Annotated in this window: 21 protein-coding genes; 11 read left to right on the top strand and 10 right to left on the bottom strand. The window is 65.5% G+C overall.

The genetic code is table 11. From position 1 onward, the window contains the following. The first annotated feature begins 84 nt into the window (after nucleotides 1-84). The 3 genes from PNI01S_RS20385 (at nucleotide 85) to PNI01S_RS20375 (ending at nucleotide 4025) form a co-directional block, all read left to right on the top strand. The gene (locus PNI01S_RS20385; protein WP_024765263.1) at nucleotides 85-1464 is read left to right on the top strand and encodes a sodium:solute symporter family protein; all 1380 of its coding nucleotides are present in this window, start codon (nucleotides 85-87) and stop codon (nucleotides 1462-1464) included. A gap of 97 nt (nucleotides 1465-1561) precedes the next feature. Further along, nucleotides 1562-3163 carry a 5-guanidino-2-oxopentanoate decarboxylase gene (locus tag PNI01S_RS20380; protein ID WP_084358896.1) on the top strand — a complete coding sequence of 534 codons (1602 nt, stop codon included), beginning with the start codon at nucleotides 1562-1564 and terminating at the stop codon, nucleotides 3161-3163. 136 nt (nucleotides 3164-3299) lie between these two features. After that, on the top strand, nucleotides 3300-4025 hold the full coding sequence (locus PNI01S_RS20375) for an MBL fold metallo-hydrolase (protein ID WP_084358895.1): 726 nt from the start codon (nucleotides 3300-3302) through the stop codon (nucleotides 4023-4025). Nucleotides 4026-4081: 56 nt separating this feature from the next. Here the strand turns inward: PNI01S_RS20375 and PNI01S_RS28660 are convergent, their stop codons facing one another. From PNI01S_RS28660 to PNI01S_RS20360, 4 genes are all read right to left on the bottom strand, one after another. After that, nucleotides 4082-4216, bottom strand: a complete 135-nt coding sequence (locus PNI01S_RS28660) for a PA1414 family protein (RefSeq protein WP_255302825.1) — start codon at nucleotides 4214-4216, stop codon at nucleotides 4082-4084. A gap of 174 nt (nucleotides 4217-4390) precedes the next feature. Continuing rightward, the gene (locus tag PNI01S_RS20370) at nucleotides 4391-5329 is read right to left on the bottom strand and encodes a DMT family transporter (protein WP_037007310.1); all 939 of its coding nucleotides are present in this window, start codon (nucleotides 5327-5329) and stop codon (nucleotides 4391-4393) included. 183 nt (nucleotides 5330-5512) lie between these two features. Further along, nucleotides 5513-6610: an extracellular solute-binding protein gene (locus PNI01S_RS20365; RefSeq protein WP_038803404.1), complete on the bottom strand. Its 1098-nt coding sequence runs from the start codon at nucleotides 6608-6610 to the stop codon at nucleotides 5513-5515. 104 nt (nucleotides 6611-6714) lie between these two features. Beyond that, a complete protein-coding gene (locus PNI01S_RS20360) occupies nucleotides 6715-7755 on the bottom strand; it encodes a histone deacetylase family protein (protein ID WP_024765266.1) in 1041 nt (346 codons plus the stop codon). 251 nt (nucleotides 7756-8006) lie between these two features. On the opposite strand from PNI01S_RS20360, the gene PNI01S_RS20355 reads away from it, so the two are divergent. The 3 genes from PNI01S_RS20355 (at nucleotide 8007) to PNI01S_RS20345 (ending at nucleotide 12412) form a co-directional block, all read left to right on the top strand. Beyond that, complete coding sequence (locus PNI01S_RS20355; RefSeq protein WP_084358894.1) at nucleotides 8007-10466, top strand: DUF3772 domain-containing protein; 2460 nt, start codon at nucleotides 8007-8009, stop codon at nucleotides 10464-10466. Nucleotides 10467-10665: 199 nt separating this feature from the next. Continuing rightward, a complete protein-coding gene (locus PNI01S_RS20350; RefSeq protein WP_084358893.1) occupies nucleotides 10666-11712 on the top strand; it encodes a class I SAM-dependent methyltransferase in 1047 nt (348 codons plus the stop codon). Nucleotides 11713-11845: 133 nt separating this feature from the next. Continuing rightward, nucleotides 11846-12412, top strand: coding sequence for a hypothetical protein (locus tag PNI01S_RS20345; protein ID WP_084358892.1), 567 nt, complete (start codon nucleotides 11846-11848; stop codon nucleotides 12410-12412). A gap of 75 nt (nucleotides 12413-12487) precedes the next feature. Here PNI01S_RS20345 and PNI01S_RS20340 read toward each other — a convergent pair whose 3' ends face one another. The 4 genes from PNI01S_RS20340 to PNI01S_RS20325 form a co-directional block, all read right to left on the bottom strand. Beyond that, entirely contained in the window at nucleotides 12488-12703 is a 216-nt protein-coding gene (locus tag PNI01S_RS20340) for a DUF3079 domain-containing protein (RefSeq protein WP_024765270.1), read from the bottom strand. Nucleotides 12704-12810: 107 nt separating this feature from the next. Further along, a complete protein-coding gene (locus PNI01S_RS20335) occupies nucleotides 12811-13830 on the bottom strand; it encodes an AraC family transcriptional regulator (RefSeq protein WP_024765271.1) in 1020 nt (339 codons plus the stop codon). Nucleotides 13831-14038: 208 nt separating this feature from the next. Beyond that, nucleotides 14039-15220 (bottom strand): vWA domain-containing protein, encoded by a 1182-nt coding sequence (locus PNI01S_RS20330; protein ID WP_015476361.1) that lies wholly within the window; start codon nucleotides 15218-15220, stop codon nucleotides 14039-14041. Nucleotides 15221-15364: 144 nt separating this feature from the next. Then, on the bottom strand, nucleotides 15365-16210 hold the full coding sequence (locus PNI01S_RS20325; RefSeq protein WP_015476360.1) for an AAA family ATPase: 846 nt from the start codon (nucleotides 16208-16210) through the stop codon (nucleotides 15365-15367). A gap of 231 nt (nucleotides 16211-16441) precedes the next feature. Between PNI01S_RS20325 and PNI01S_RS20320 the strand changes: the two genes are divergently transcribed. From PNI01S_RS20320 to PNI01S_RS20300, 5 genes are all read left to right on the top strand, one after another. Continuing rightward, the gene (locus PNI01S_RS20320; protein WP_084358891.1) at nucleotides 16442-16831 is read left to right on the top strand and encodes a hypothetical protein; all 390 of its coding nucleotides are present in this window, start codon (nucleotides 16442-16444) and stop codon (nucleotides 16829-16831) included. Nucleotides 16832-16849: 18 nt separating this feature from the next. After that, nucleotides 16850-17050 carry a helix-turn-helix transcriptional regulator gene (locus PNI01S_RS20315; RefSeq protein WP_024765273.1) on the top strand — a complete coding sequence of 67 codons (201 nt, stop codon included), beginning with the start codon at nucleotides 16850-16852 and terminating at the stop codon, nucleotides 17048-17050. 80 nt (nucleotides 17051-17130) lie between these two features. Next, complete coding sequence (cysK, locus tag PNI01S_RS20310; protein ID WP_037009637.1) at nucleotides 17131-18105, top strand: cysteine synthase A; 975 nt, start codon at nucleotides 17131-17133, stop codon at nucleotides 18103-18105. 211 nt (nucleotides 18106-18316) lie between these two features. Next, on the top strand, nucleotides 18317-19411 hold the full coding sequence (locus PNI01S_RS20305; protein WP_024765275.1) for a polyamine ABC transporter substrate-binding protein: 1095 nt from the start codon (nucleotides 18317-18319) through the stop codon (nucleotides 19409-19411). A gap of 441 nt (nucleotides 19412-19852) precedes the next feature. Further along, nucleotides 19853-20758, top strand: a complete 906-nt coding sequence (locus tag PNI01S_RS20300; RefSeq protein ID WP_084358890.1) for a DMT family transporter — start codon at nucleotides 19853-19855, stop codon at nucleotides 20756-20758. 105 nt (nucleotides 20759-20863) lie between these two features. Here the strand turns inward: PNI01S_RS20300 and PNI01S_RS20295 are convergent, their stop codons facing one another. After that, the gene (locus PNI01S_RS20295; protein ID WP_038803402.1) at nucleotides 20864-21769 is read right to left on the bottom strand and encodes a DMT family transporter; all 906 of its coding nucleotides are present in this window, start codon (nucleotides 21767-21769) and stop codon (nucleotides 20864-20866) included. A gap of 84 nt (nucleotides 21770-21853) precedes the next feature. Beyond that, nucleotides 21854-22351, bottom strand: a complete 498-nt coding sequence (locus PNI01S_RS20290) for a GNAT family N-acetyltransferase (RefSeq protein ID WP_037017057.1) — start codon at nucleotides 22349-22351, stop codon at nucleotides 21854-21856. Nucleotides 22352-22436 lie beyond the last annotated feature (85 nt).

Below are 22436 nucleotides of genomic sequence, written 5' to 3'. Positions count from 1 at the left end.
CGGACCGGTCGCCGCCGGTCCGATGCCCTACCGCACGCCACAAGCGCGCGGCAACAATGACAATGCAAGTGTGAGGAGCCGACCATGGCGTTAGATCTGATCGTCGTACTGATATATGCCGCTGGCATGTTGTGGCTGGGCTGGTACGGCATGCGCCGCGCCAAGACCCACGAAGACTACCTCGTGGCCGGCCGCAACCTCGGCCCGTCGTTCTACATGGGCACCATGGCCGCCACCGTCCTGGGCGGCGCCTCCACCGTGGGCACCGTGCGTCTGGGCTACGTCCACGGCATTTCCGGCTTCTGGCTGTGCGCCGCTCTGGGCGCCGGCATCATCGCGCTGAACCTGTTCCTGGCCAAGCCGCTGCTCAAGCTGCGCATCTTCACCGTCACCCAGGTCCTGGAGCGTCGCTACAACCCGATGGCCCGCCAGGCTTCGGCGGTGATCATGTTCGCCTACGCGCTGATGATCGGCGTGGTCTCCACCCTGGCCATCGGCACCGTCATGCAGGTCCTGTTCGGCCTGCCGTTCTGGGTGTCCGTGCTGCTGGGCGGCGGCGTCGTGGTGATCTACTCCACCATCGGTGGCATGTGGTCCCTGACCCTGACCGACATCGTGCAGTTCATCATCAAGACCGTCGGCCTGATGTTCATCCTGCTGCCGATCTGCCTGTACCGAGTGGGCGGCTGGGACGAACTGGTGGCGAAGCTGCCGGCGACCGCCTTCAGCTTCCACACCATCGGCTACGACACCATCATCACCTACTTCCTGATCTACTTCTTCGGCATCCTGATCGGCCAGGACATCTGGCAGCGCGTGTTCACCGCCCGCGACGAGAAGGTCACCAAGTACGCCGGCACCGCCGCGGGCGTGTACTGCGTGATCTACGGCCTGGTCGGCGCGCTGATCGGCATGTGCGCCAAGGTGCTGCTGCCCGACCTGGACAACGTCAACAACGCCTTCGCCGCCATCGTCAGCGCCGCCCTGCCGGACGGCATCCGTGGCCTGGTGATCGCCGCTGCCCTGGCTGCCATGATGTCCACCGCCAGCGCCGGCCTGCTCGCCGCCTCCACCACCATCACCGAGGACCTGCTGCCGATCGTCACCGGCCAGCGCTCCACCCGCCTGAGCCTGAACCGCATCTGCACCCTGGTTACCGGTGTCGTGGTCCTGGCCATCGCCCTGGTGGTGAACGACGTGCTCAGCGCCCTGACCCTGGCGTACAACCTGCTGGTCGGCGGCATGCTGATCCCGCTGATCGGCGCCATCTACTGGAAGCGCGCCACCACCGCCGGCGCCATCACCAGCATGGCCCTGGGCTTCGTCACCGCGCTGGTGTTCATGCTCAAGGATGGCTTCGACGCCAACACCCCGATCTACTACAGCCTGGCCATCGGCCTGGTCAGCTTCATCGTCGTCAGCCTGCTGTCGCCCCGCCCGGCAGCTGTCGCCGACGCGGCCTGACAAGACCTTGCGCTAGGCAAAAGGGCGCGGCGAGCTGATCTCCGCGCCCTTTTGCATGATTAACGACCACCTCACCCACGAACTCCAAGGAACTGCCATGACCACCTGCGGCGAATTCCTCGTCAAGCAACTCGAAGCCTGGGGCGTCGATACCGTCTTCGGCATCCCCGGCGTACACACCGTCGAGCTGTACCGCGGCCTGCCCCACAGCGGCATCCGCCACATCACCCCGCGCCACGAACAGGGCGCCGGCTTCATGTCCGACGGCTACGCGCGCGTCACCGGCAAGCCGGGCGTGTGCTTCATCATCACCGGCCCGGGCATGACCAACATCCTCACCGCCATGGGCCAGGCCTACGCCGACTCCATCCCCATACTGGTGATCAGCAGCGTCAACGAACGCTCGCGCCTGGCCCACGGCAACGGCTACCTGCACGAGCTGCCGAACCAGCGCGCCATGGTCGCCGGCGTCAGCGCCTTCAGCCACACGCTGATGAGCGTCGAGGAACTGCCGGCCGTGCTGGCCCGCGCCTTCGCCGTGTTCGACAGCGAGCGCCCGCGCCCGGTGCATATCGAGCTGCCGCTGGACATCATCACCGCCCCGGCCGACCACATGCAGGTGCGCCCGCGCGTGCAACTGGCCCGCCCTGCCCCGGCCCGCTCGCCGCTGCACGAAGCCGCCGCCAAGCTGGCCAAGGCGAAGAACCCGCTGCTGCTGCTCGGCGGCGGTTGCGTCGAGGCCCAGGCCGAAGCGCGCGCGCTAGCCATCGCGCTGGACGCGCCGACCGCGCAGACCATCAACGCCAAGGGCCTGCTGCAACCCGAGCACCCGCTGCTGATCGGCAGCAACCAGTCGCTGATTCCTGTTCGTGAACTCGCGCGGGATGCGGACGTGGTCCTGGCCATCGGCACCGAGCTGGGCGAAACCGACTACGACGTGGTGTTCGACGGCAACTTCAAGATCGGCGGCGAGCTGATCCGCATCGACATCGACCCGCAGCAGCTGATGCGCAACTACGCGCCGAGCATCGCCATCCACAGCGACGCCCGCACCGCCATGCGCGCCCTGCTCGACCTGCTGCCGGCCCGCCAGGCCGACGCCAACAGCCCCGGCGCCCAGCGCGCAGCCAAGGTACGCGCACAACTGGCCGAGGACTTCAGCGGCTGGGCGCACTACCGCGAGCTGTTCGGCAAGATCCTCGAGGTACTGCCCGATGCGCGCTTCGTCGGCGACTCGACGCAGACTGTCTACAGCGGCAACCACCTGGTGGAACTGGACGGCGGTCGCCGCTGGTTCAACGCCTCCACCGGCTACGGCACCCTGGGCTACGGCCTGCCGGCCGCCATCGGCGCCAAGCTCGGCGAGCCGGGCCGCCCGGTGATCAGCCTGATGGGCGACGGCGGCCTGCAGTTCACCATGACCGAGCTGGCCAGCGCCGTGGAAGCCAAGGTGGGCATCATCGTCCTGCTGTGGAACAACCACGGCTACGGCGAGATCAAGCGCTACATGGAACGCCGCGACATCACCCCGCTGGGCGTGGACATCTACACCCCGGACTTCCTCGCCATCGCCAAGGGCTTTGGTTGCGCCGCCGAGCGCGCCCGCGACCACGCGCACCTGCAGGAACTGCTGCGCAACGCCCCGAGCGATCGCCCGCTGATCGTGGAAGTGATGGAAGCGGCGCCCTTCGCACCCTGATCCATCCGCTGAGCGGGGCGGGTTGTCCAAACCCGCCCCACCCCTGCCCTCTCCCTCCGGGAGAGGTTAGGGTGAACGCACAGCCACCCGCGATCCGCGCGCTGGCGCGCCGCGCATTCCACCCGGAATCCGAGTCATGAAGATCGTCACCCGCGACCGCTGGTTCGAGGTCCGTCACTGCTACGACGGCGTCAGCCTGATCCACGAGCCGTACGTCCGCCCCTTCTACCGCTGCAACATGTGGCATATCCAGGGCCGCGCCCGCGACGTACTGGTGGACAGCGGCTCCGGCCTGGTGAGCCTGCGCGAGCAGCTTCCCTGGCTCACCGAGCGCCCGCTGCTGGCGGTGGCCAGCCACACCCACTTCGACCATATCGCCGGCCACCACGAGTTCGACGAGCGCCTGGTGCACCCGGCCGAAGCCGATATCCTTGCCAGCCCCGACGGCGAGCGCACCCTGGCCACCGCCTTCGTCGACGACGAGATGTTCGACGCGCACCCGGACTGCCCGCTGTGCTACGCCGAATACCGGGTGAAAGCCGCGCCGGCCACCCGCACCATCGACGAAGGCGACGTACTCGACCTGGGCGACCGTACCCTGCAGGTCCTGCATACGCCGGGGCATTCACCGGGCGGCATCAGCCTGTGGGAGGAGAAGACGCAGACGCTGTTCTCCGGCGACATCATCTACGACGGCCCGCTGATCGAGGACGCCTACCACTCCAATCTCGACGACTACGCCGCCAGCCTTTCGCGCCTGCGCGAGTTGCCGGTGCGCACCGTGCATGGCGGGCACTTCCCGAGTTTCTCCGGGGAAAGGCTGAAAATGATGATCGACGACTGGTTCAAGGCCCACGAATGACGGACAAGAAAAAACCCGCCGGCTGGCGGGTTTTCCTTTTGCGGTAGCGGGCGCGATCAGTAGCGCCGGCGCTGCTCCATCAGGCGACGTTGCTCGTCGCTGCGGACGGGGATGGGTTGCAGACGTGGAGGCTCGATCAGGCCGAGCGTGACACCGAGTTTCCACGCAATGCTTTGCAGCCAGACTTTCATGGAATGCCTCCTCGTTCGAATTCAGGTCGGGCGGCCCGTTACCACCATGGGCCGCCCTAGGAAGAATAGCCCGGCGTCCCACTCTCCGCCCGTGCCACTCACTCCTTGAAACAAAGACTATCGTCTTACCCCGCCGCGACGCCTGACCTGAATCAAGAGCGCGACAGTTCCCCCTCAGCGCGAAAGCATCCGGCGAATCCACTGCTCGCTGCTCACCAGGGTAATCCCCGCCAGCACCAGCGCGGCGCCCGCGACGAAATTCAGGGTCAGCGGTTCGCCGAGGATCAGCACGCCGAAGGCGATGCCGAACATCGGCGTCATGAAGGAAAACACCGCCAGGTTCGACGCCAGATAGCGGCGCAGCAGCCAGAACCAGGTGAAGTAGCTGAAGAACGACACCACCAGCCCCTGGAACAGCACGCTGCCCACGCCGATGGCGGTGAAGCTGACATCCTGGGTCTTGCCCAGGGCCAGTGCGGCGAAAGGCAACAGCAGCGCGGCGATCAGCAGTTGGTAGAACAGTGTGAGGATCGGTTTGGCCTCGGACAGCCGCGTGGTGCGCACTGCGACGGTGGTCATGCCCCACGAAAAGCCCGCCAGCACGCCAAAGGCATCGCCCAGCAGCATGCGGCCGTCCAGGTTGGCGACGTCGAAGCCACCACCGAAGCACATCGCGATCCCCGCGAAGCACACACCGATCCCCAGCCACTGCAAGGGCCGCAGGCGCTCGCTGGGCAGCAGGAAGTGCAGCGCCAACGCCGAGAAGATCGGCGCCGTATAGATGAACACCGCCATGTGCGAGGCCGACGTATAGACCAGCCCCTGGGCGATGAAGAAGAACTCGGCGGCGAACAGCACGCCGGCCAGCAGACCGCCCTTGACGGTGCCATGGCGCAGGAAGCCTTCCCAGCCGCCGCGCCAGCACATCAGCAGCCCCACCACCACGGCGGCCACCAGGTTGCGGCCGAAGGCCTGCATGATCGGCGCGATGTCGTGAGCAGCCAGTTTCACCATCACCGCCTGGAGACCCCAGATGATGCACAGGCCGGTCATGACCTGGATGGCGAAGGCATCGGCGCCCTTGCGCTCGACGATAGTGGCTTGGGTATTCATGAGCGCCTCCTGGCGAAGGCGTGTGCAGCGGTCCGGCAGGTCATGGCAAGGCTCGGCAGTTGAGGAGGGACGGGAAGCCCAATGAAAATCGGCGGACCTCCTCGAAGAAGGTCCGCCGATCATGCCAGTTCGCGGCGCCCGGCCGCCAACGGAAATCCGCTGTTCAGAGCGCCGTGGGCGACATTATTTGCCGGATTTCACCTGGGTCCAGGTGCGGGTGCGGATACGCTCCAGCTTGGGCGGCAGCATCTCCACCGAGAACAGCTTGGCCTGCACGTCCGCCGGCGGGTAGACGTTGGGGTTGTCGTGCAGCTCCTTGGAGATCAGCCCATCCGCCGCCTGGTTGGGGTTGGCGTAGGCGACATAGTCGGAGATCGGCGCGACCACTTCCGGGCGCAGCAGGTAGTTGAGGAAGGCGTGGGCCTGCTCGACGTTCTTCGAGTCCTTCGGAATCGCCAGCACGTCAAACCACGCCGCCGCGCCTTCCTTGGGAATGCGGTACTCGATGTGGATGCCGTTATTGGCTTCCTTGGCGCGATTGGCCGCCTGCATCGCGCCGCCGGACCAGGCCAGGGCTACGCAGACATCGCCGTTGGCGAGGTCGGTGACGAACTTCGAAGAGCTGAAGTAGGTGATGTGCGGACGCAGTTGCGCCAGCAGCGCCTCGGCCTTCTTGTAGTCGTCCGGGTTGTGGCTGTTCGGCGACAGGCCCAGGTAATGCAGGACCTGCGGAATGACTTCGGTGGGCGAATCGAGGAAGGCCACGCCGCAGGATTTCAGCTTGGCCAGGTTCTCCGGCTTGAACACCAGGTCCCAGGAGTCCACCGGCGCGTTGTCGCCGAGCACGGCCTTGACCTTGTCGACGTTGTAGGCGATGCCGTTGGTGCCCCACATGTAGGGCATCACGTACTGGTTGCCCGGGTCCTTGCTCTCCAGCACCTTGAGCAGGGCGGGATTGAGATTCTTCCAGTTCGGCAGCTTGCTCTTGTCCAACGGCTGGAACACGCCGGCCTTGAGGTAGTTGGGCAGGAAGCTGTCGCTGGGTACGACCACGTCATAGCCCGAGTGGCCGGACAGCAGCTTGGCTTCCAGTACTTCGTTGCTGTCGTAGACGTCGTATTGCGGTTTGATGCCGGTCTCGCTCTGGAAGCCCTTGAGGGTGTCCGGGCCGATGTAGTCGAACCAGTTGTAGATGCGCACTTCCGGCGCGGCGCTGGCGGCACCGGCGGTGACGAGGGCGGCGGCGGCGAGCAGGCCGCGCAGCGCGGTATTCTTGTTCATGTCCTTCCCCAGTTGGATGCGCTCGCACTCTGACCACTACAAACAGCGGGCCGCGAGCCATAAAAAGCAATCGGGCGGATATTCATCCGCCCGATCTTTTCTACTTAGCGTGCAGCGCCTTCGTAGCCCTGCAGCACGTTCACCGCGTTGACGCCGATGGCCTCGACCGCGTAGCCCCCTTCCATGATGAACAGGGTCGGGATACCCAGTGCGGCGATGCGCTCGCCCATCTTCAGGTAGTCCGGGCTGTCCAGCTTGAACTCGGAAATCGGGTCGTCCTTATACGTATCCACGCCCAGCGATACAACGACCGCGTCCGGCGCGTAGTCGGCGATCTTGCGGCACGCATCGTCCAGCGCGGCGAACCAGCCATCCCAGCCGGTGCCGTGCGGCAGCGGGTAGTTGTGGTTGTAGCCTTCGCCGGCGCCCTCGCCGTGCTCGTTGGCGTGGCCGAGGAAGTACGGGTACTCCACCAGCGGGTCGCCGTGGATCGAGGCGAACAGCACATCGTTGCGGCGGTAGAAGATGTCCTGGGTGCCGTTGCCGTGGTGATAGTCGACGTCGAGGATGGCCACGCGCTTGGCACCCTGGTCGAGGAAGGCCTGGCTGACGATGGCGGCGTTGTTCAGGAAGCAGTAGCCGCCCATGAAGTCGCTGCCGGCGTGGTGGCCCGGCGGACGGCACAGGGCGAAAGCGGTGCTGGCACCCTGGCGCATGTGGTCCTGGGCGGTCAGCGCGACCTGGGCCGAGCTGTACACGGCCTGCCAGGTGCCGGCAGTGATCGGCGCCTCGGTGTCGAAGCTGTAGTGTCCCACTTCGCCCATCAGCGCAGTCGGGATCGGACCGTCACGCAGCAGGCGGCGCCCCGGGAAGGTGGTGGAAACCAGGTCGCCGGTGTGGCCTTCGGCCGCCCAGCGCGCCCAGGCGCCCTTGAGGAATTCGACGTAGCGGGTGTTGTGCGCACGCAGGATCGGCTCCAGGCCGAAGTCCTTGGGCTCGATGATCTCGCCCAGGTTCTGCGATTTCACGCGGGCCAGCACGGTGTCCGCGCGGCTGGGCATTTCGAAGCAGGGCTGGAGTTTGCCGTCGACCAGTTCGGACTGGCCGAAATGCAGGCGGTGATCATCGCTGTACACGGTAAGCATGGGAGTACCCTCTGAAGGATTCTTGTTGTCCGTGGGGGAATTCTGCCCAGCGACCGCGCCGCACAAAACAGCGGAAGCGGCCAAAAGGGGATCAATGTGGCCAGAATTTATGACCCTTAACCATCTGCATACACTGATTATGCGGACCAGCCGGACAAGGACCGGCCACTACGACGCTATGCTCCAGGGAATTGTGCCGGCCACTGACCGGTCGAACACCCACATGCGTTTTGACCACAGGATGGGGGAAGATGCGGGAAACCTTCATGCATGCCTGCAGCCGCGTGCTGCTGATGCTCACCTTGTCGCTGGCCGGAGCAGGCGCCGCGCTGGCCGACGAGCCGACCGACGTCCAGGCCGGCGACACCATCGAGCTGCCGGAGCTGCCGGACGACGCCAGCCTCGACCAGCTCAGCGACCGTCTCGAACTGATCCGCCAGCGGGTATCCGCCGACAGCGACGACGGCCTGCTCTCCAACCTGCGCCAGGCGGCGCTGGGCGTCCAGGCCCGTGCCGAACAGAGCGCAGCGGACATCACCACGCAACTGGCGCGCACCGAAGACCAGCTCAAGGTCCTCGGCCCGATGACGCCCAACGAAGCGTCCAGCCTCACCAATCAGCGCAACGATCTGCTGGCCGATCAGAAGCAGCAGCAGAAGCAGCAGGATCGCGCCAACCAACTGGACAAGAATGCCCAGGACCTGGCCGCACAGATCGTCAACCTGCGCCGCAGCCAGTTCAACTCGCAGATCGCCACGCGCTACCCGCCACCGCTGAGCCCGCGCTTCTGGTCCAGCCTGATCCGCCCCACCGATGATGACCTGTCCCGACTGCAAGCGATTCGCGGACAGATCGGCGACGCCTTCGCCCTGACCTGGCAACCGGAACACCGCTGGCCCTTCATCGCCTGCCTGATCGCTGGCGCGCTGCTGTGGATCCCCGGCCGGCGCCTGCTGGAGCAGCTGCTGACCAAGGCGATGATCCGCTGGATTCCGGTGGGCCGCCTGCGCCGCAGCGCGCTCGCCGTGGCGGTCAGCCTGGCCACCATCCTCACCCTGGGCGGCGGCGCCGCGCTGATTCGCGAAGGCCTGGACTGGCACGAGCAGCTCAACGGCAGTATGGCCAACCTGGGCGACCAACTGCTGACACTGGTGATCTTCTGCACTTTCACCGCCGGCCTGGGGCGCGCCCTGCTCGCCGTGCAGCGACCGTCCTGGCGCCTGCCCGACCTGCCCGACCCGGTGGCCGACGCGCTCTCCCCCTTCCCCTGGCTGATGGCCTGGCTGCTGCTGGTGCTCGGCACCCAGGAGCGGCTGAACAGCGCCAGCGGTGCCAGCCTGGCATTGACTGTCGCGGTGAACGGCATCACCGCCCTGGCAACCGCGCTGCTCTTCTCGATTGCCCTGTACCGCTACCGCCGGGCCCGCCGCGAAGCCGAAGGGCACGAGACCTCCGCGTTGGCCGGGATCATCGCGCTGGCAATGATGATCACCGTGCTGCTGATCGTCCTCGCACTGGTCACCGGCTACCTGTCGCTGGCCTATTTCCTCGCCGGCAAATTGCTCTGGGCCAGCGTGGTCTGCGCCACCGGCTACCTGCTCACGACCCTGTTCGTCGACCTCTGCGAAGCGCTGCTGTCACCCAGGCAGAAGATCGGCGCGCGGCTGGCCGAAAACCTTGGCGTCGACCCGCGCCACCAGGCGCAGTTCGCCACCCTGCTGACCGGCGCCGGGCGCACGCTGCTGGTGTTGTCGACGATACTGATCGCCTTCTCCACCACCGGCACCAGCCCCGGCGAGCTGCTCCAGGGCCTGGTGCGGCTGGTGGAAAGCGGCCAGTCCCTGGGCCGCCTGAACATCGTCCCGCAGGACATCCTGCTCGCCCTGGGCACGCTGGCCGCCGGGCTGTTCGGCCTGCGCCTGCTCAAGCGCTGGCTGGCCGAGGAACTGCTGCCGGAAACCAGCATGGACGTGGGCATGCGCGCCTCGCTGGTGACCCTGGTGGGCTACATCGGCATGGTCATCCTGGTGCTGCTGGTGCTCTCGGCGCTGCGCATCAACCTCACCAGCCTGACCTGGGTGGTCAGCGCCCTGTCGGTGGGTATCGGCTTCGGCCTGCAGGCCATCGTGCAGAACTTCATCTCCGGCCTGATCCTGCTCACCGAGCGCCCGGTGAAGGTGGGCGACTGGGTCAGCCTGACCGGCGGCGTGGAGGGCGATATCCGCCGCATCAACGTGCGCGCCACGGAAATCCAGATGTCCGACCAGTCCACCGTCATCGTCCCCAACTCGCAGTTCATCTCGCAGAACGTGCGCAACGTGACCATGGGCAGCGCCCTGGGCGTGGTCGGCATCAACCTGACCCTGCCCTTGGATACCGATGTGCAGAAGGTCCGCGAGCTGATGCTCAAGGCCTACACCGAGCACGAGAACATCGTCGAGACGCCGGCGCCCTCGGTGACCTTCAAGGACCTCAGCGCCACTGGCCTGACCTTGGCCGCCTCGGGCAACGTCAGCAGCCCGCGGGCGGTGTACAGCACCAAGAGCGACCTGCTGTTCACCATCTTCAGTGGGCTGCGCGAGGCCGGAATCAACCTGACCGTGGCGCAGAACCTGATCCTGCAGCGGCCGCAAATGGCGCGCGAGCCACGCTCTGGCGAAGCGACAGCACCGCAAGTCGGCGACGCCACCGCAGCGAACCCACCGCCGTAGAATGAGAAAGTCACGCCGGTAGGGCTGCCGCGCTACCGGCCTTCGCGCAACAGTCCCGCGCGGGAGTTGCCGTTGCGCCCGCAGCGTCCCGTGCCCGTCGATGGCCGGCGCCCGGCGCGGCACCCGGCCTTGCCGCTTGCCGCCTTCCTTTCTCCGTTGCCGCTGGGATTGCCCGCGGCTTCGCATGGGAGTTCGCGCGATGGACGAAGCCAGACTCAACGATTTCATGGGCAAGCTGGTCACCGACATGGGTGGCGCGGCGATGCTCGCCAACATCATCCTGGGTGAAGAACTGGGGCTCTACAAAGCCATGGCCGATGGCCAATGGCTGAGCCCGGCGCAACTGGCCGAGCGCAGCGGCTGCAATGCCCGCCTGCTGCGCGAATGGCTGAGCGCCCATGCCGCCTCCGGCTACATGGAGCACCAGGACGGCAACTTCCGCCTGCCCGAAGAGCAGGCGATGGCCCTGGCCATCGAGGACTCTCCCGTCTACGTCGCCGGCGGCGCTTCCGTGGTCGCCGCGCTCTACCACGACAAGGACAAGCTGGTCGCCGCCATGCGCGGCGACGGCGCCCTGGCCTGGGGCGATCACCACCCCTGCATGTTCTCCGGCACCGAGAAATTTTTCCGCCCTGGCTACCGCGCGCACCTGGTGGCCGAATGGCTGCCGGCCCTGGACGATGTGGTCGACAAGCTCCAGCATGGCGCGCGGGTCGCCGATGTCGGTTGCGGCCACGGCGCCTCCACCATCGTCATGGCGCAATCCTTCCCGGCCTCCTATTTCGTCGGCTTCGACTACCACCAGCCTTCGATAGAAGTGGCCAACCAGCGCGCGGATCAGGCCGAGGTCGCCGATCGCGCCAGCTTCCAGCGTGCCAGTGCCAAGGATTACCCCGGCACCGACTACGACCTGATCTGCTTCTTCGATTGCCTGCACGACATGGGCGACCCGGTGGGCGCCGCGCAGCACGCACGCCAGGCACTCAAGGCGGATGGCACCGTGCTGCTGGTCGAGCCCTTTGCCAATGATCACCTGGACGACAACCAGAACCCGGTCGGCCGGCTGTTCTACGCCGCGTCCACCTTTATCTGCACGCCCAACTCGCTATCCCAGGAAGTCGGCCTGGGGCTCGGCGCCCAGGCAGGCGAAGCGCGCCTGCGCAAAGTGTTCGAGGAGGCCGGTTTCAGCCGCTTCCGCCGGGCGGCCGAAACACCGTTCAACCTGATCCTCGAAGCGCGCCCCTGAGTCGCCGGGAGATTGCCTGCAGCGCCCGTGAAGCGGGCGCTGCAGCTTCGAAACAATTCGTCATTTGCCCGTCATCAATCCGTTATATGGCCCATTGAAACTCGCAGGCTTTCAACCCCAGGAAGCCCCCGAGATGTTCAACAACAAAGCCAACAAAGCTGCATCCCTCGCTCTGCTCGTCGCCGCCCTCGCTGGCTGCGCCGCCCAGGCTCCGGTAGCCAGCAAGGAAGCCACGCCCAACAACGACGACTGGTACCTGGTGCGTACCGACGAGACCCTGTACCTGTTCGATGACGCCGCCGTCTACCGCGACTACATCGTCACCGGCAAGACCACCCACACCAAGGAAGTAGGCGAGAAGGACAAGTTCGGCCAGAACGTCGTCCTGGTCGTCCGCGCCGAGGACAAGGACAAGGACGCGAAGAAGATCGCCTCCTACCAGTTCTACAAGCAGAGCCTGCCGCCGGCCGCCGGCTTCTACGGCGAAATCCGCCAGGAAGGCGTGATCTATGTAGCGCAGCGCTACGGCGACATGGTCGACATGAACGGCCTGGGCGAACCGATCTTCCGCCACACCGAAATCGCCAGCGGCCCCAACGGCGAGCGCGTGGTCTACCTGATGCAGAAGGAAGAGAAGAAGCCGGTCGGCCTGATCGCCCGCTTCCAGAAGATCTACGGCATCACCCCCGCCAAGGGCTGATGACGAAAAAGCGCGCATTCCGGGGAGGGAGTGCGCGCTTTTTCATGGCCGGCGCCGCAACGGCGCGGGTGTGCGCTAGCTGGAAGGCTCCAGTTGCACGGCAGAAATCGTTTTCGGCGCCTCGATACCCCAGTCACCGAATTGATACCAGTCATCGCCGAGCATCTCGGCCGGGTGCATGGTGCGGTCCGCACCGTTGCCACAGGCCAGGTTGGTGGCCGGGCAATAACGGTCGCAGCCCCAGCAGATGCGCTCGGGGTGCGGCGGGTTGAGCGGGAATTTCTTGGCCATGGTCAGGCCCTCGGAGGTTTCCTTGTGGGATTCTTCAAGGCTATGCCCAGGACATCCAAGGGCTCCTTGATCCACGACAAGCCCGAGGGAAATTTCACGCGCGGCGTTTATGCACGGAAGTGACTGGGCGGCTGTCCGCTCCAGCGCTGGAAGGCGTGGCGCAGGCTGGCCGTCTCGCTGAAGCCCAGCTCCTCGGCGATGCGGTAGATCGGCATGTCGCCGTCCTGCAGCAGTTCCTTGGCACGGGCGAAGCGTAATTCGTCGAGCAATTGCTGGTAGCTGGTCTGCTGTTGCTGCAGGTGGCGGCGCAGGCTGCGCGAGGAGCAGTTGAGGCGGCGCGCCAGTTCTTCCAGGCCCGGCGGCTCCTGCAGGCGTTCGCCGAGTATTGCGCGGACCTTGTCCAGCCAGGCGCGGCGGGCTGCCAGGTCGATGTTCTGGCGTCGGCACTGCTCCAGCATCTCACGGTGCGTCACGGCATCCGCCAGAGGCAGGCGCATGTCCAGCCAACTGGCAGGGAAACCGATGGCGCTGCGCGAGCAGTTGAAACCCAACTGGCAGCCAAACAACGTGGCGTAGGCCGCGCGGCGATCGACCGGACCTTCGTAGTCGAACTCTGCGCGCACCAGTGGCAACGGCTGGCCGAGCAGGTCGGCGCAGGCCACTTTCAGCGAGCCCAGGCACAACTCGGTGTTGAACGGACGCATCGCTTCTTCCTCGCCATAGCCGGTGGCGACCAGCCAGGCCATGTCGCCATCCACTTCCAGCGCCAGGTGGAAGTAGGTGCCCAGCAACACCGGGTAACTCAGGCCGATGCGCAGCGCCTCGCCCAGGGTCGGCGCAGAGATCAGCGCATAGCCGAGCAGGCCATAGGCAGTGATCCGCGTGCGCACGCCCAGGCGCAGGCCGAGTGCGGGCTCGCCGGCGAGATTCTGCACATTGCTGAAGACCTGCTGTTCCTGCCAGGGGCTGACCAGCCGACGCAGGTCGAGCAGGTCGTCGCCGGTGATGCCACTGCCCTCGAGGATGGACTCGCGGCTGTGCCCCTCGGACTCCATCAGCGCGACGGTCAGCGACGTCATGTGCAGGGAGTTGAGCCAGGTGGAGCGGGAGAAGGTCAGAGGATTCATTCGATGCCCATCGTAGACGCTACGGCGCCCCGCCTGTGTTACCAGCACGGGGACAGGTCAGGAGCAGGCAAGTTGCGTGCCGGCCACCCAGCGTGGCCGGATCGATCCCCATCTTACGGGGCCTAGGGCGCGATGTGGAAGTTTCGAGACTCCGCGGCAGGGTTACCTTTGCGGACATCGGAACGGTGCGTGCGCACCGTTCCGGGGCTCAACCACGGGAGAGAAAGCGCATGCCCTCTTCCAGGCCGCTCAGGGTCAGCGGGAACATCTGCTCCTTCACCAGCTCGCGCACGAGGCCGGTGGAGGCGGTGTAGTTCCAGGTGTCCTTGGGGTAGGGGTTGATCCAGATGAGTTTCTTGTACTTCTCCATGAAGCGCTGCATCCAGACGTAGCCGGCTTCCTCGTTCCAGTGCTCGACGCTGCCGCCGGCCTGGGTGATCTCGTAGGGCGCCATGGCGGCGTCGCCGACGAACACCACCTTGTAGTCCGGTCCGTACTTGTGCAGCAGGTCGAAGGTGGCGGTGCGTTCGCTGGAGCGGCGCAGGTTGTTTTTCCACACCGACTCGTAGATGAAGTTGTGGAAGTAGAAGTATTCGAGGTGCTTGAACTCGGTCTTGCAGGCCGAGAACAGTTCCTCGCAGACCTTCACGTGGGCGTCCATCGAACCGCCGATATCCAGCAGCAGCAGGAGCTTCACGGTGTTGCGGCGCTCCGGGCGCATCTGGATGTTGAGCAGGCCGGCGTCCTTGGCGGTGTGGTCGATGGTGCCGTCGATATCCAGCTCTTCCGCCGCGCCCTCGCGGGCGAACTTGCGCAGGCGGCGCAGGGCGATCTTGATGTTGCGCGTGCCCAACTCGACCTGGTCGTCGAGGTTCTTGTACTCGCGCTGGTCCCAGACCTTGGCGGCCTTGCCCTGGCGCTTGCCGGCGTCGCCGACGCGGATGCCTTCGGGGTTGAAGCCACCGGAGCCGAACGGGCTGGTGCCGCCGGTGCCGATCCACTTGTTGCCGCCGGCGTGGCGTTCCTTCTGCTCCTCGAGGCGCTTCTTGAATTCCTCGATGAGCTTGTCCAGGCCACCCAGGGACTGGATCTGCGCACGCTCCTCGTCGGTCAGCAGGCGCTCGAATTCCTTGCGCAGCCACTCTTCGGGGATCAGCGCCTTGAGGTGGTCGTCGAGCTTTTCCAGGCCCTTGAAGTAGGCGCCGAAGGCCCGGTCGAACTTATCGAAATGGCGCTCGTCCTTCACCATGATGGTGCGGGCGAGGTAGTAGAACTCGTCCATGTCGGCGAACACGACGCGGTGCTTGAGCGCATCGATCAGGTCGAGCAGCTCTCGCACCGACACCGGCACCTTGGCCGCGCGCATTTCGTTGAACAGGTTGAGCAGCATGGAGATGCCCTCGGAAATCGCAAGTAACGGTCCCCTCTCCCTTCGGAGCGGGGCGCGTAGCCAGGGTTAGGGAGAGGGCAAGCACGGCACGGGGCCATTTCCCTCTCCCCGGCCCTCTCCCTGAAGAGAGAGGGAGTAAGAGCCTCAGCGACTCGCGCGGCGGCTCATGAAGGCAAGACGCTCAAGCAATTGAACGTCCTGCTCGTTCTTCACCAGGGCGCCAGCCAGCGGCGGGATGGCCTTGGTGGGGTCGCGTTCGCGCAGCACGGCTTCGCCGATGTTGTCGGCCATCAGCAGCTTCAGCCAGTCCACCAGTTCGGAGGTGGAGGGCTTCTTCTTCAGGCCCGGCACCTTGCGCACGTCGAAGAAGATGTCCAGCGCCTCGCTGACCAGCGTGCCGCTGATCTTCGGGTAGTGCACGTCGACGATCTTCTGCAGGGTCTCGCGGTCGGGGAAGGCGATGTAGTGGAAGAAGCAGCGGCGCAGGAAGGCGTCCGGCAGTTCCTTCTCGTTGTTGGAGGTGATGATGATGATCGGGCGCTGCTTGGCCTTGATGGTTTCGTTGGTTTCGTAAACGAAGAACTCCATCTTGTCGAGTTCCTGCAACAGGTCGTTGGGGAACTCGATGTCGGCCTTGTCGATCTCGTCGATCAGCAGGATCACGCGCTCTTCGGCCTCGAAGGCCTCCCAGAGCTTGCCCTTCTTGATGTAGTTGCGCACGTCGTGGACCTTGTCCACGCCCAGCTGCGAGTCACGCAGGCGGCTGACCGCGTCGTACTCGTAGAGGCCCTGGTGGGCTTTGGTAGTGGACTTGATATGCCAGGTGATCAGCTTGGCGCCGAAGGACTCCGCCAGCTGCTCGGCGAGCATGGTCTTGCCGGTACCCGGCTCGCCTTTCACCAGCAGCGGGCGCTGCAGGGTGATGGCGGCGTTGACCGCCAGCTTGAGGTCGTCGGTGGCGACGTAGGACTGGGTGCCTTCGAACTTCATCGGTGAATCCTCGAACGATAGCGGGCCGGGCGTTCTGCCGGGCCGGGCGAGTGGTCGGACAAGCTGCGACTATACCGCGCACCCAAGGCGAGTGTGAACGCAGACGCGGCATTCAGTCATTGAATGGCGGGTCAGGGGGCGACTGATCGCGATTGACTCGTTAATGACAAGCTTACTTTACATCGCAGAATTCTCGATGTTAAGTTAACTTTACATCACAAGGAGACCGCGATGAATCCCGCTCTGCGCCGCTATACCCTGTCCTGTGCCGCCCTCATGTTCATCTACTCCGCCCTGGTGGCGCTGATCAGCTGGGGGCTGGACCTGCAGCAGCTGCCTTATGCCCTGCGCGTCCTGGCCGCCGCCTCTCCGGCGTTGCCGCTGCTGGCGATGCTCTACGTGTTCGACCGCTACCTGCGCAGCGAGCCGGACGAATTCCTGCGTTTCCTCCTGTCCCGCGCGGCGATGCTGGCCGGCGGCGTGGTGGTCGGGCTGTTCAGCGCCTGGGGCTTCCTCGAACAATACGCCGCCTGGCCGCGCTTCCCGGTGATCCTCGCCTTCCCGCTGTTCTGGGCCGCCTACGGCGTCGCCGTGGTACTGCTGCGCCGCCGCTTCGTCTGAATGAGCTGAGGAGCAGCCATGCACAATCGCCTCAAGGAACTGCGCGCCGAGCACGGCTGGAGCCAGCAGGACCTCGCCACGCAACTGGGGGTTTCGCGGCAGAGCGTGATCGCCATCGAGAGTGGCAAGTTCGACCCCAGCCTGCCGCTGGCCTTTCGTATAGCCCGGGTTTTCAGCCTGCCCATCGAGGCCATCTTCAGCGACGCGCAGCCCGACTGAGCTGGGCGCCTCGACTGGACGCGAACGCCCGCCGGGCATAGGCTGCTGGGTCTGCACCGCTCCAACCTAAGGAACGCATCATGAGCCGCATCTACGCCGACAACGCGCAGTCCATCGGCAATACGCCGCTGGTCCAGATCAACCGCATCGCCCCGCGCGGCGTCACCATCCTGGCCAAGATCGAAGGCCGCAACCCCGGTTACTCGGTGAAGTGCCGGATCGGCGCCAACATGATCTGGGACGCCGAATCCAGCGGCCGCCTGAAGCCGGGCATGACCATCGTCGAGCCGACCTCCGGCAACACCGGCATCGGCCTGGCCTTCGTCGCCGCCGCCCGCGGCTACAAGATGATCCTCACCATGCCCGCCTCGATGAGCCTGGAGCGCCGCAAGGTGCTCAAGGCCCTGGGCGCCGAGCTGGTGCTGACCGAGCCGGCCAAGGGCATGAAGGGCGCCATCGCCAAGGCCGAGGAAATCCTCGCCAGCGACCCGGCGAAGTACTTCATGCCGGCGCAGTTCGACAACCCGGCGAACCCGGCGATCCACGAGAAGACCACCGGCCCGGAAATCTGGAACGACACCGACGGCGCGGTGGACGTGCTGGTGGCCGGCGTCGGCACCGGCGGCACCCTCACCGGCGTGTCGCGCTACATCAAGAACACCAGGGGCAAGCCGATCCTCTCGGTGGCCGTGGAGCCTGTCGGCTCGCCGGTGATCAGCCAGACCCTGGCCGGCGAAGAGGTCAAGCCCAGCCCGCACAAGATCCAGGGCATCGGTGCCGGTTTCGTGCCGAAGAACCTCGACCTGTCCCTGGTCGACCGCGTTGCCACCATCGCCGACGAAGACGCCAAGAACATGGCCCTGCGCCTGATGCAGGAAGAAGGCATCCTCTGCGGCATCTCCAGCGGTGCCGCAATGGCCGCCGCGGTGAAGCTGGCCGAAGAACCGAACATGCAGGGCAAGACCATTGTCGTGGTGCTGCCGGACTCCGGCGAACGCTACCTCTCCAGTATGCTGTTCGACGGTCTGTTCGAGGACCAGGAACTGGTCCAGTAAGCTCTATTCCGCCCCTCTGCGGGGCGGTCTCCTACCTGCCGTGCCAACTCGGTACGGCTCGGGCCACATGCGCTGTCTGCGGACCCGCAGGCAGCCATGGCCTCTCGCCATGTTCCGGCAAAATGGTTAATTCTTGCCCAGCCCGCGACGAAGCGTCGCCCATCTTTCGCGGATGGCCCGGGCTTTCCGCACCGTTGTCAGGAACACAAGAATGAAAATTTCCGCCCCGTTGCTCTCCACCCTTGCACTCTCCCTCGCTGTCTCCGCCGGCGCCGCCCAGGCCGACAGCGTCAAGATCTACAACTGGTCCGACTACATCGCTCCGGACACCGTGCCGACCTTCACCAAGGAAACCGGCATCCAGGCGACTTACGACGTCTACGACAGCAACGAAACCCTCGATGGCAAGCTGATGACCGGCAAATCCGGTTACGACATCGTGGTGCCGTCGAACCACTTCATGGCCAAGCAGATCCAGGCCGGCGCGCTGAAGAAGCTGGACAAGAGCCAGCTGCCGAACTGGAAGAACCTCAACCCGGTGCTGATGAAGGCGCTGGAAGTGAACGACCCGGGCAACGAGCACGGCTTCCCCTACCTGTGGGGCACTACCGGCATCGGCTACAACCCGGCGAAGATCAAGGAAGTGCTGGGCGACAACGCGCCGATCGATTCCTGGGACATCTTCTTCAAGCCCGAATACATGGAAAAGCTGGCCAAGTGCGGCGTAGCGGTGCTGGATAACGGTCCGGAACTGCTGCCGATCACCCTGAACTACCTGGGCCTGCCGCATCACAGCCAGAAGCTGGATGACTACAAGAAGGCCGAGGAAGCGCTGCTCAAGGTGCGTCCGTACATCCGCTACTTCCACTCCTCCAAGTACGTCAGCGACCTGGCCAACGGCGAAATCTGCGTGGCCGTCGGCTTCTCCGGCGACATTCTGCAGGCCGCCACCCGTGCCAAGGAAGCCAAGAACGGCGTGGAAATCCAGTACTCCACCCCGAAGGAAGGCTCGCCGCTGTGGTTCGACATGGTCGCCATGCCGAACGACGCGCCGGATGAGAAAGCCGCCTACGCCTTCATGAACTACCTGCTGCGCCCCGAAGTGATGGCCGGCGTGAGCAACTACGTGCACTACGCCAACGGCAACCTGGCTGCCGACCCGCTGGTGGACAAGGCGATCAAGGCCGATCCGGCGATCTACCCGCCGCAGGACAAGATGGCCAAGCTGTTCGCCCTCGAATCCATGCCGATGAAGATCGACCGCGTACGTACCCGCACCTGGAACACCATCAAGACCGGCAAGTAAGCGTCACCCTTGCCTCACAACGCGCGGCTCCGACCGCGCGTTGTCGTTTTTCGTCGCAGGAATCGCAGATTGCCGCGCGACTCGCACAGGGCTCGCCTACTCGCGCAACGCCCGCTATAGTCAGCCCACGCAGCGCCGTTGCTGCACCACTGAACAGGTTCGCCTTCCATGTCCCGATACCCGTTGCCCGATCCGGCAATCATCGCTGCAGCCTCCCCGGCATGCGGCGCGGGTGCGGGCGCGGCCTGCCCTCCGCCCCCTCCTGTCGTCGCTGTCGCGTCGCCTCCGCCACCCGGTGCGGCCTACCCGCCACCCGGCGTGAGCTTCTGACGCCACCCGCGTTTTCCATCGCCTGGTTTTCCGCGCCTCACTGACGCGGCCCCGGTATGTGTCCGGCCCTACGCAGGCCGGTCGTGATCTGCCTGACGACAGGTGCATTGCATGATTTCGTTCAACCGTTCGTCCCTGGCCACCCTGGCCAGTACTTCCCTGTTCGTGCTGCTGTGGAGCAGCGCCGCCATCGTCAGCAAGTGGGGCCTGGCCCATGCCTCGCCGATGGTGTTTCTGATCGCTCGCTTCGGCACCGCACTGGTGGCGCTGCTGGCCATTTCCCCGCTGATCGGCCTGCGCTGGCCGCGCGAGCGCAAGCAAGTGCGCCACGCCGTGCTCACCGGCCTGGTGATGCTGGGCATCTACCCGATCTTCTACCTGATGGCGCTGGACCTGCACGTCACCCCCGGCGTCATCGCCACGGTGCTGGGTGTGCAGCCGATGCTGACCAGCTTCCTGCTCGAACGTCGACACTCGGCGCTGCGCCTGGGCGGCCTGGCGCTGGGGTTGGTCGGGCTGGTGATGGTGGTTTACCAGAGCATCGGGCTCTCGGGGCTTACGTTTGCCGGTCTGGCCTGCTGCCTGCTGGCGCTGCTGTCGATCACCGGCGGCTCGATCCTGCAGAAGAACATCCGCGAGAACCCGCTGGGCACCCTGCCCTTGCAGTACATCGCCGGACTGATGCTCTGCGTTGCCGTCGCGCCCTTCCAGCCGCTGCACGTGGAATGGAATGCCGCATTCATCCTCAGCGCGCTGTGGATGGGGCTGATGGTCTCGGTGCTGGCCACCGTGCTGCTGTACCGGATGATCGCGGCGGGAAATCTGGTCAACGTCACCAGCCTGTTCTATCTGGTGCCGGCGGTGACGGCGCTGATGGATTACGCGGTGTTCGGCAATCGCCTGTCCGCCCTCGGCCTACTGGGCATGGGGCTGATCGTGGTGGGGTTGATGCTGGTGTTTCGCAAGACGGCTCCGGCGCGGGGCGCTGGAAACGCACAAGCGGTGGATAACGGGTAGTCCACCGTGGAGCCTGCTCCCTCTCCCTGACCCTCTCCCTTCAGGGAGAGGGCTGGGGAGAGGGAAACCCGCCAGCACAAACCATCAGGGGAATATCCGTAGCCCTCACCGCGCCGCTTCCACCTTCGCCACCGGCGCCGGCCGCAGCACCAGCCACAGCGCCGCGGCGATCAGCACGCCACCCTGCAGGTGCGCCCAGGACAGCGACTCGTCCAGCAGCAGCACGCCCCAGAACACGCCGAAGGGCGGAATCAGGAAAGTCACTGTCATGGTCTTCAGCGGACCGATGCTGGCCAGCAGGCGGAAGTACAGGACATAGGCGAAGGACGTGCAGAGAAAACCCAACCCGGCCAGGGCCAGCAGGACTTTCGGTTCCAGCAGCGGCGCCAGCGGCATGTCCAGGCTGGTGCCGAGGAAGAACGGCAGCAGGCACAGCGTCGCGCCGGTCTGGCTGCCAAGGGCAGAAACGCCGAAATCCAGCCCGCCCTGGTCGTTGATCCAGCGCTTGGTGATGAAGCCGGCGAAGCCGTAGCAGGTGGTCGCCACCAGGCAGGCGGCAGCGCCCCAGAGCAAGCCGGCATCGAAGGGAGCCGGGCCGGCACGGGTCAGCACCGCTACGCCTGCCAACCCCAGCAGCACACCCAGCGACTTGGCGCCAGTCAGCGCCTCGCCGAAGAGCAGCGAGCCGATCAGCACCCCCATCAGCGGCGTAGTGGCGTTGAAGATCGCCGAGTAGCCGGCCGGCAGGAACTGCGCCGCCAGGCTGTACATCAGTACCGGGATGCCCGAGCTGATCACGCCGATGAGCAGGATGCGCCCGAGCTTGCCGCGAAAGTCCCAGCGCGTGCGCATCGCCAGCAGGATCACCACCAACCCGACGGCGGACAGAAAGACGCGGAAGAAGGCCGTCGGCATCACCCCGATGGCCGGCACCAACTGGCGCATGAACAGAAAGCTGGCACCCCAGATGGCGGCCAGGGCGAGCAGGTTCAGCAGGGCGGCGGGATTCATCAAGGCAGCTCCAGGGCAGGTAAGCCACCAGACTACGCCGGTGGAAAATCACATCCATCCACAGCTGACTTTCAAAGTCCACGGTCAACTGCCCCGAAGGCGCGCCATGCTCAGCACGTCGGCGTAGATGCCGTCGCGAATGGCGTACTCGCGCAATTGCCCCTCCACTTCGAAACCGAACTTGCGGTACAGCGCGATGGCCGGAGCGTTATCGGTGTAGACAGTCAGCTCGACGCGGCGCAGGGCCATCCAGTTGTCCGCAACCTCCAGCAACTCGGCCAGCAGCCGCGTGCCGACGCCGCGGCCCTGCCAGGCAACCGCGACGCCCATGCCGATGCTGCCGCAATGGCTGCGCCGCACGCGCGGGAACTGTTCGATGCTCGCGCTGCCGATCACCTGATCCTGGTGCATCGCTATCAGCGTTACCCGGCGCTCGTCATCCAGCACCAGCCGCTTGCGCCACAGGTCCGGCGCCTGGTACGGCATCTGCAGCACCTGGCGGGCCACGGCAGGATCGTTGTAGAGGGTACACAGGCCACTGATATGCTGCTCCGTGCAGCGTTCGATGTGAAAGTCATCCATCGCTTGTCGGCTCCTTGCCTGGGGGAATGGGTCGTTCAGCATACGGCAAGTCAGCGCACGGCCGGCGGTAGGAAATCTCCCTTCC

This window comes from Pseudomonas nitroreducens NBRC 12694, from assembly GCF_002091755.1.
Classification (GTDB): Bacteria; Pseudomonadota; Gammaproteobacteria; order Pseudomonadales; family Pseudomonadaceae; genus Pseudomonas; species Pseudomonas nitroreducens.
The sequence above is the reverse complement of the archived record's forward strand: the minus strand, read 5'-3'. Positions and strand labels throughout refer to the sequence as shown.

Coding starts and splice junctions, on each gene's coding strand:
- PNI01S_RS20385 (WP_024765263.1), top strand. CDS start 85: ATGGCGTTAGATCTGATCGTCGTACTGATATATGCCGCTGGCATGTTG.
- PNI01S_RS20380 (WP_084358896.1), top strand. CDS start 1,562: ATGACCACCTGCGGCGAATTCCTCGTCAAGCAACTCGAAGCCTGGGGC.
- PNI01S_RS20375 (WP_084358895.1), top strand. CDS start 3,300: ATGAAGATCGTCACCCGCGACCGCTGGTTCGAGGTCCGTCACTGCTAC.
- PNI01S_RS28660 (WP_255302825.1), bottom strand. CDS start 4,216: ATGAAAGTCTGGCTGCAAAGCATTGCGTGGAAACTCGGTGTCACGCTC.
- PNI01S_RS20370 (WP_037007310.1), bottom strand. CDS start 5,329: ATGAATACCCAAGCCACTATCGTCGAGCGCAAGGGCGCCGATGCCTTC.
- PNI01S_RS20365 (WP_038803404.1), bottom strand. CDS start 6,610: ATGAACAAGAATACCGCGCTGCGCGGCCTGCTCGCCGCCGCCGCCCTC.
- PNI01S_RS20360 (WP_024765266.1), bottom strand. CDS start 7,755: ATGCTTACCGTGTACAGCGATGATCACCGCCTGCATTTCGGCCAGTCC.
- PNI01S_RS20355 (WP_084358894.1), top strand. CDS start 8,007: ATGCGGGAAACCTTCATGCATGCCTGCAGCCGCGTGCTGCTGATGCTC.
- PNI01S_RS20350 (WP_084358893.1), top strand. CDS start 10,666: ATGGACGAAGCCAGACTCAACGATTTCATGGGCAAGCTGGTCACCGAC.
- PNI01S_RS20345 (WP_084358892.1), top strand. CDS start 11,846: ATGTTCAACAACAAAGCCAACAAAGCTGCATCCCTCGCTCTGCTCGTC.
- PNI01S_RS20340 (WP_024765270.1), bottom strand. CDS start 12,703: ATGGCCAAGAAATTCCCGCTCAACCCGCCGCACCCCGAGCGCATCTGC.
- PNI01S_RS20335 (WP_024765271.1), bottom strand. CDS start 13,830: ATGAATCCTCTGACCTTCTCCCGCTCCACCTGGCTCAACTCCCTGCAC.
- PNI01S_RS20330 (WP_015476361.1), bottom strand. CDS start 15,220: ATGCTGCTCAACCTGTTCAACGAAATGCGCGCGGCCAAGGTGCCGGTG.
- PNI01S_RS20325 (WP_015476360.1), bottom strand. CDS start 16,210: ATGAAGTTCGAAGGCACCCAGTCCTACGTCGCCACCGACGACCTCAAG.
- PNI01S_RS20320 (WP_084358891.1), top strand. CDS start 16,442: ATGAATCCCGCTCTGCGCCGCTATACCCTGTCCTGTGCCGCCCTCATG.
- PNI01S_RS20315 (WP_024765273.1), top strand. CDS start 16,850: ATGCACAATCGCCTCAAGGAACTGCGCGCCGAGCACGGCTGGAGCCAG.
- cysK (WP_037009637.1), top strand. CDS start 17,131: ATGAGCCGCATCTACGCCGACAACGCGCAGTCCATCGGCAATACGCCG.
- PNI01S_RS20305 (WP_024765275.1), top strand. CDS start 18,317: ATGAAAATTTCCGCCCCGTTGCTCTCCACCCTTGCACTCTCCCTCGCT.
- PNI01S_RS20300 (WP_084358890.1), top strand. CDS start 19,853: ATGATTTCGTTCAACCGTTCGTCCCTGGCCACCCTGGCCAGTACTTCC.
- PNI01S_RS20295 (WP_038803402.1), bottom strand. CDS start 21,769: ATGAATCCCGCCGCCCTGCTGAACCTGCTCGCCCTGGCCGCCATCTGG.
- PNI01S_RS20290 (WP_037017057.1), bottom strand. CDS start 22,351: ATGGATGACTTTCACATCGAACGCTGCACGGAGCAGCATATCAGTGGC.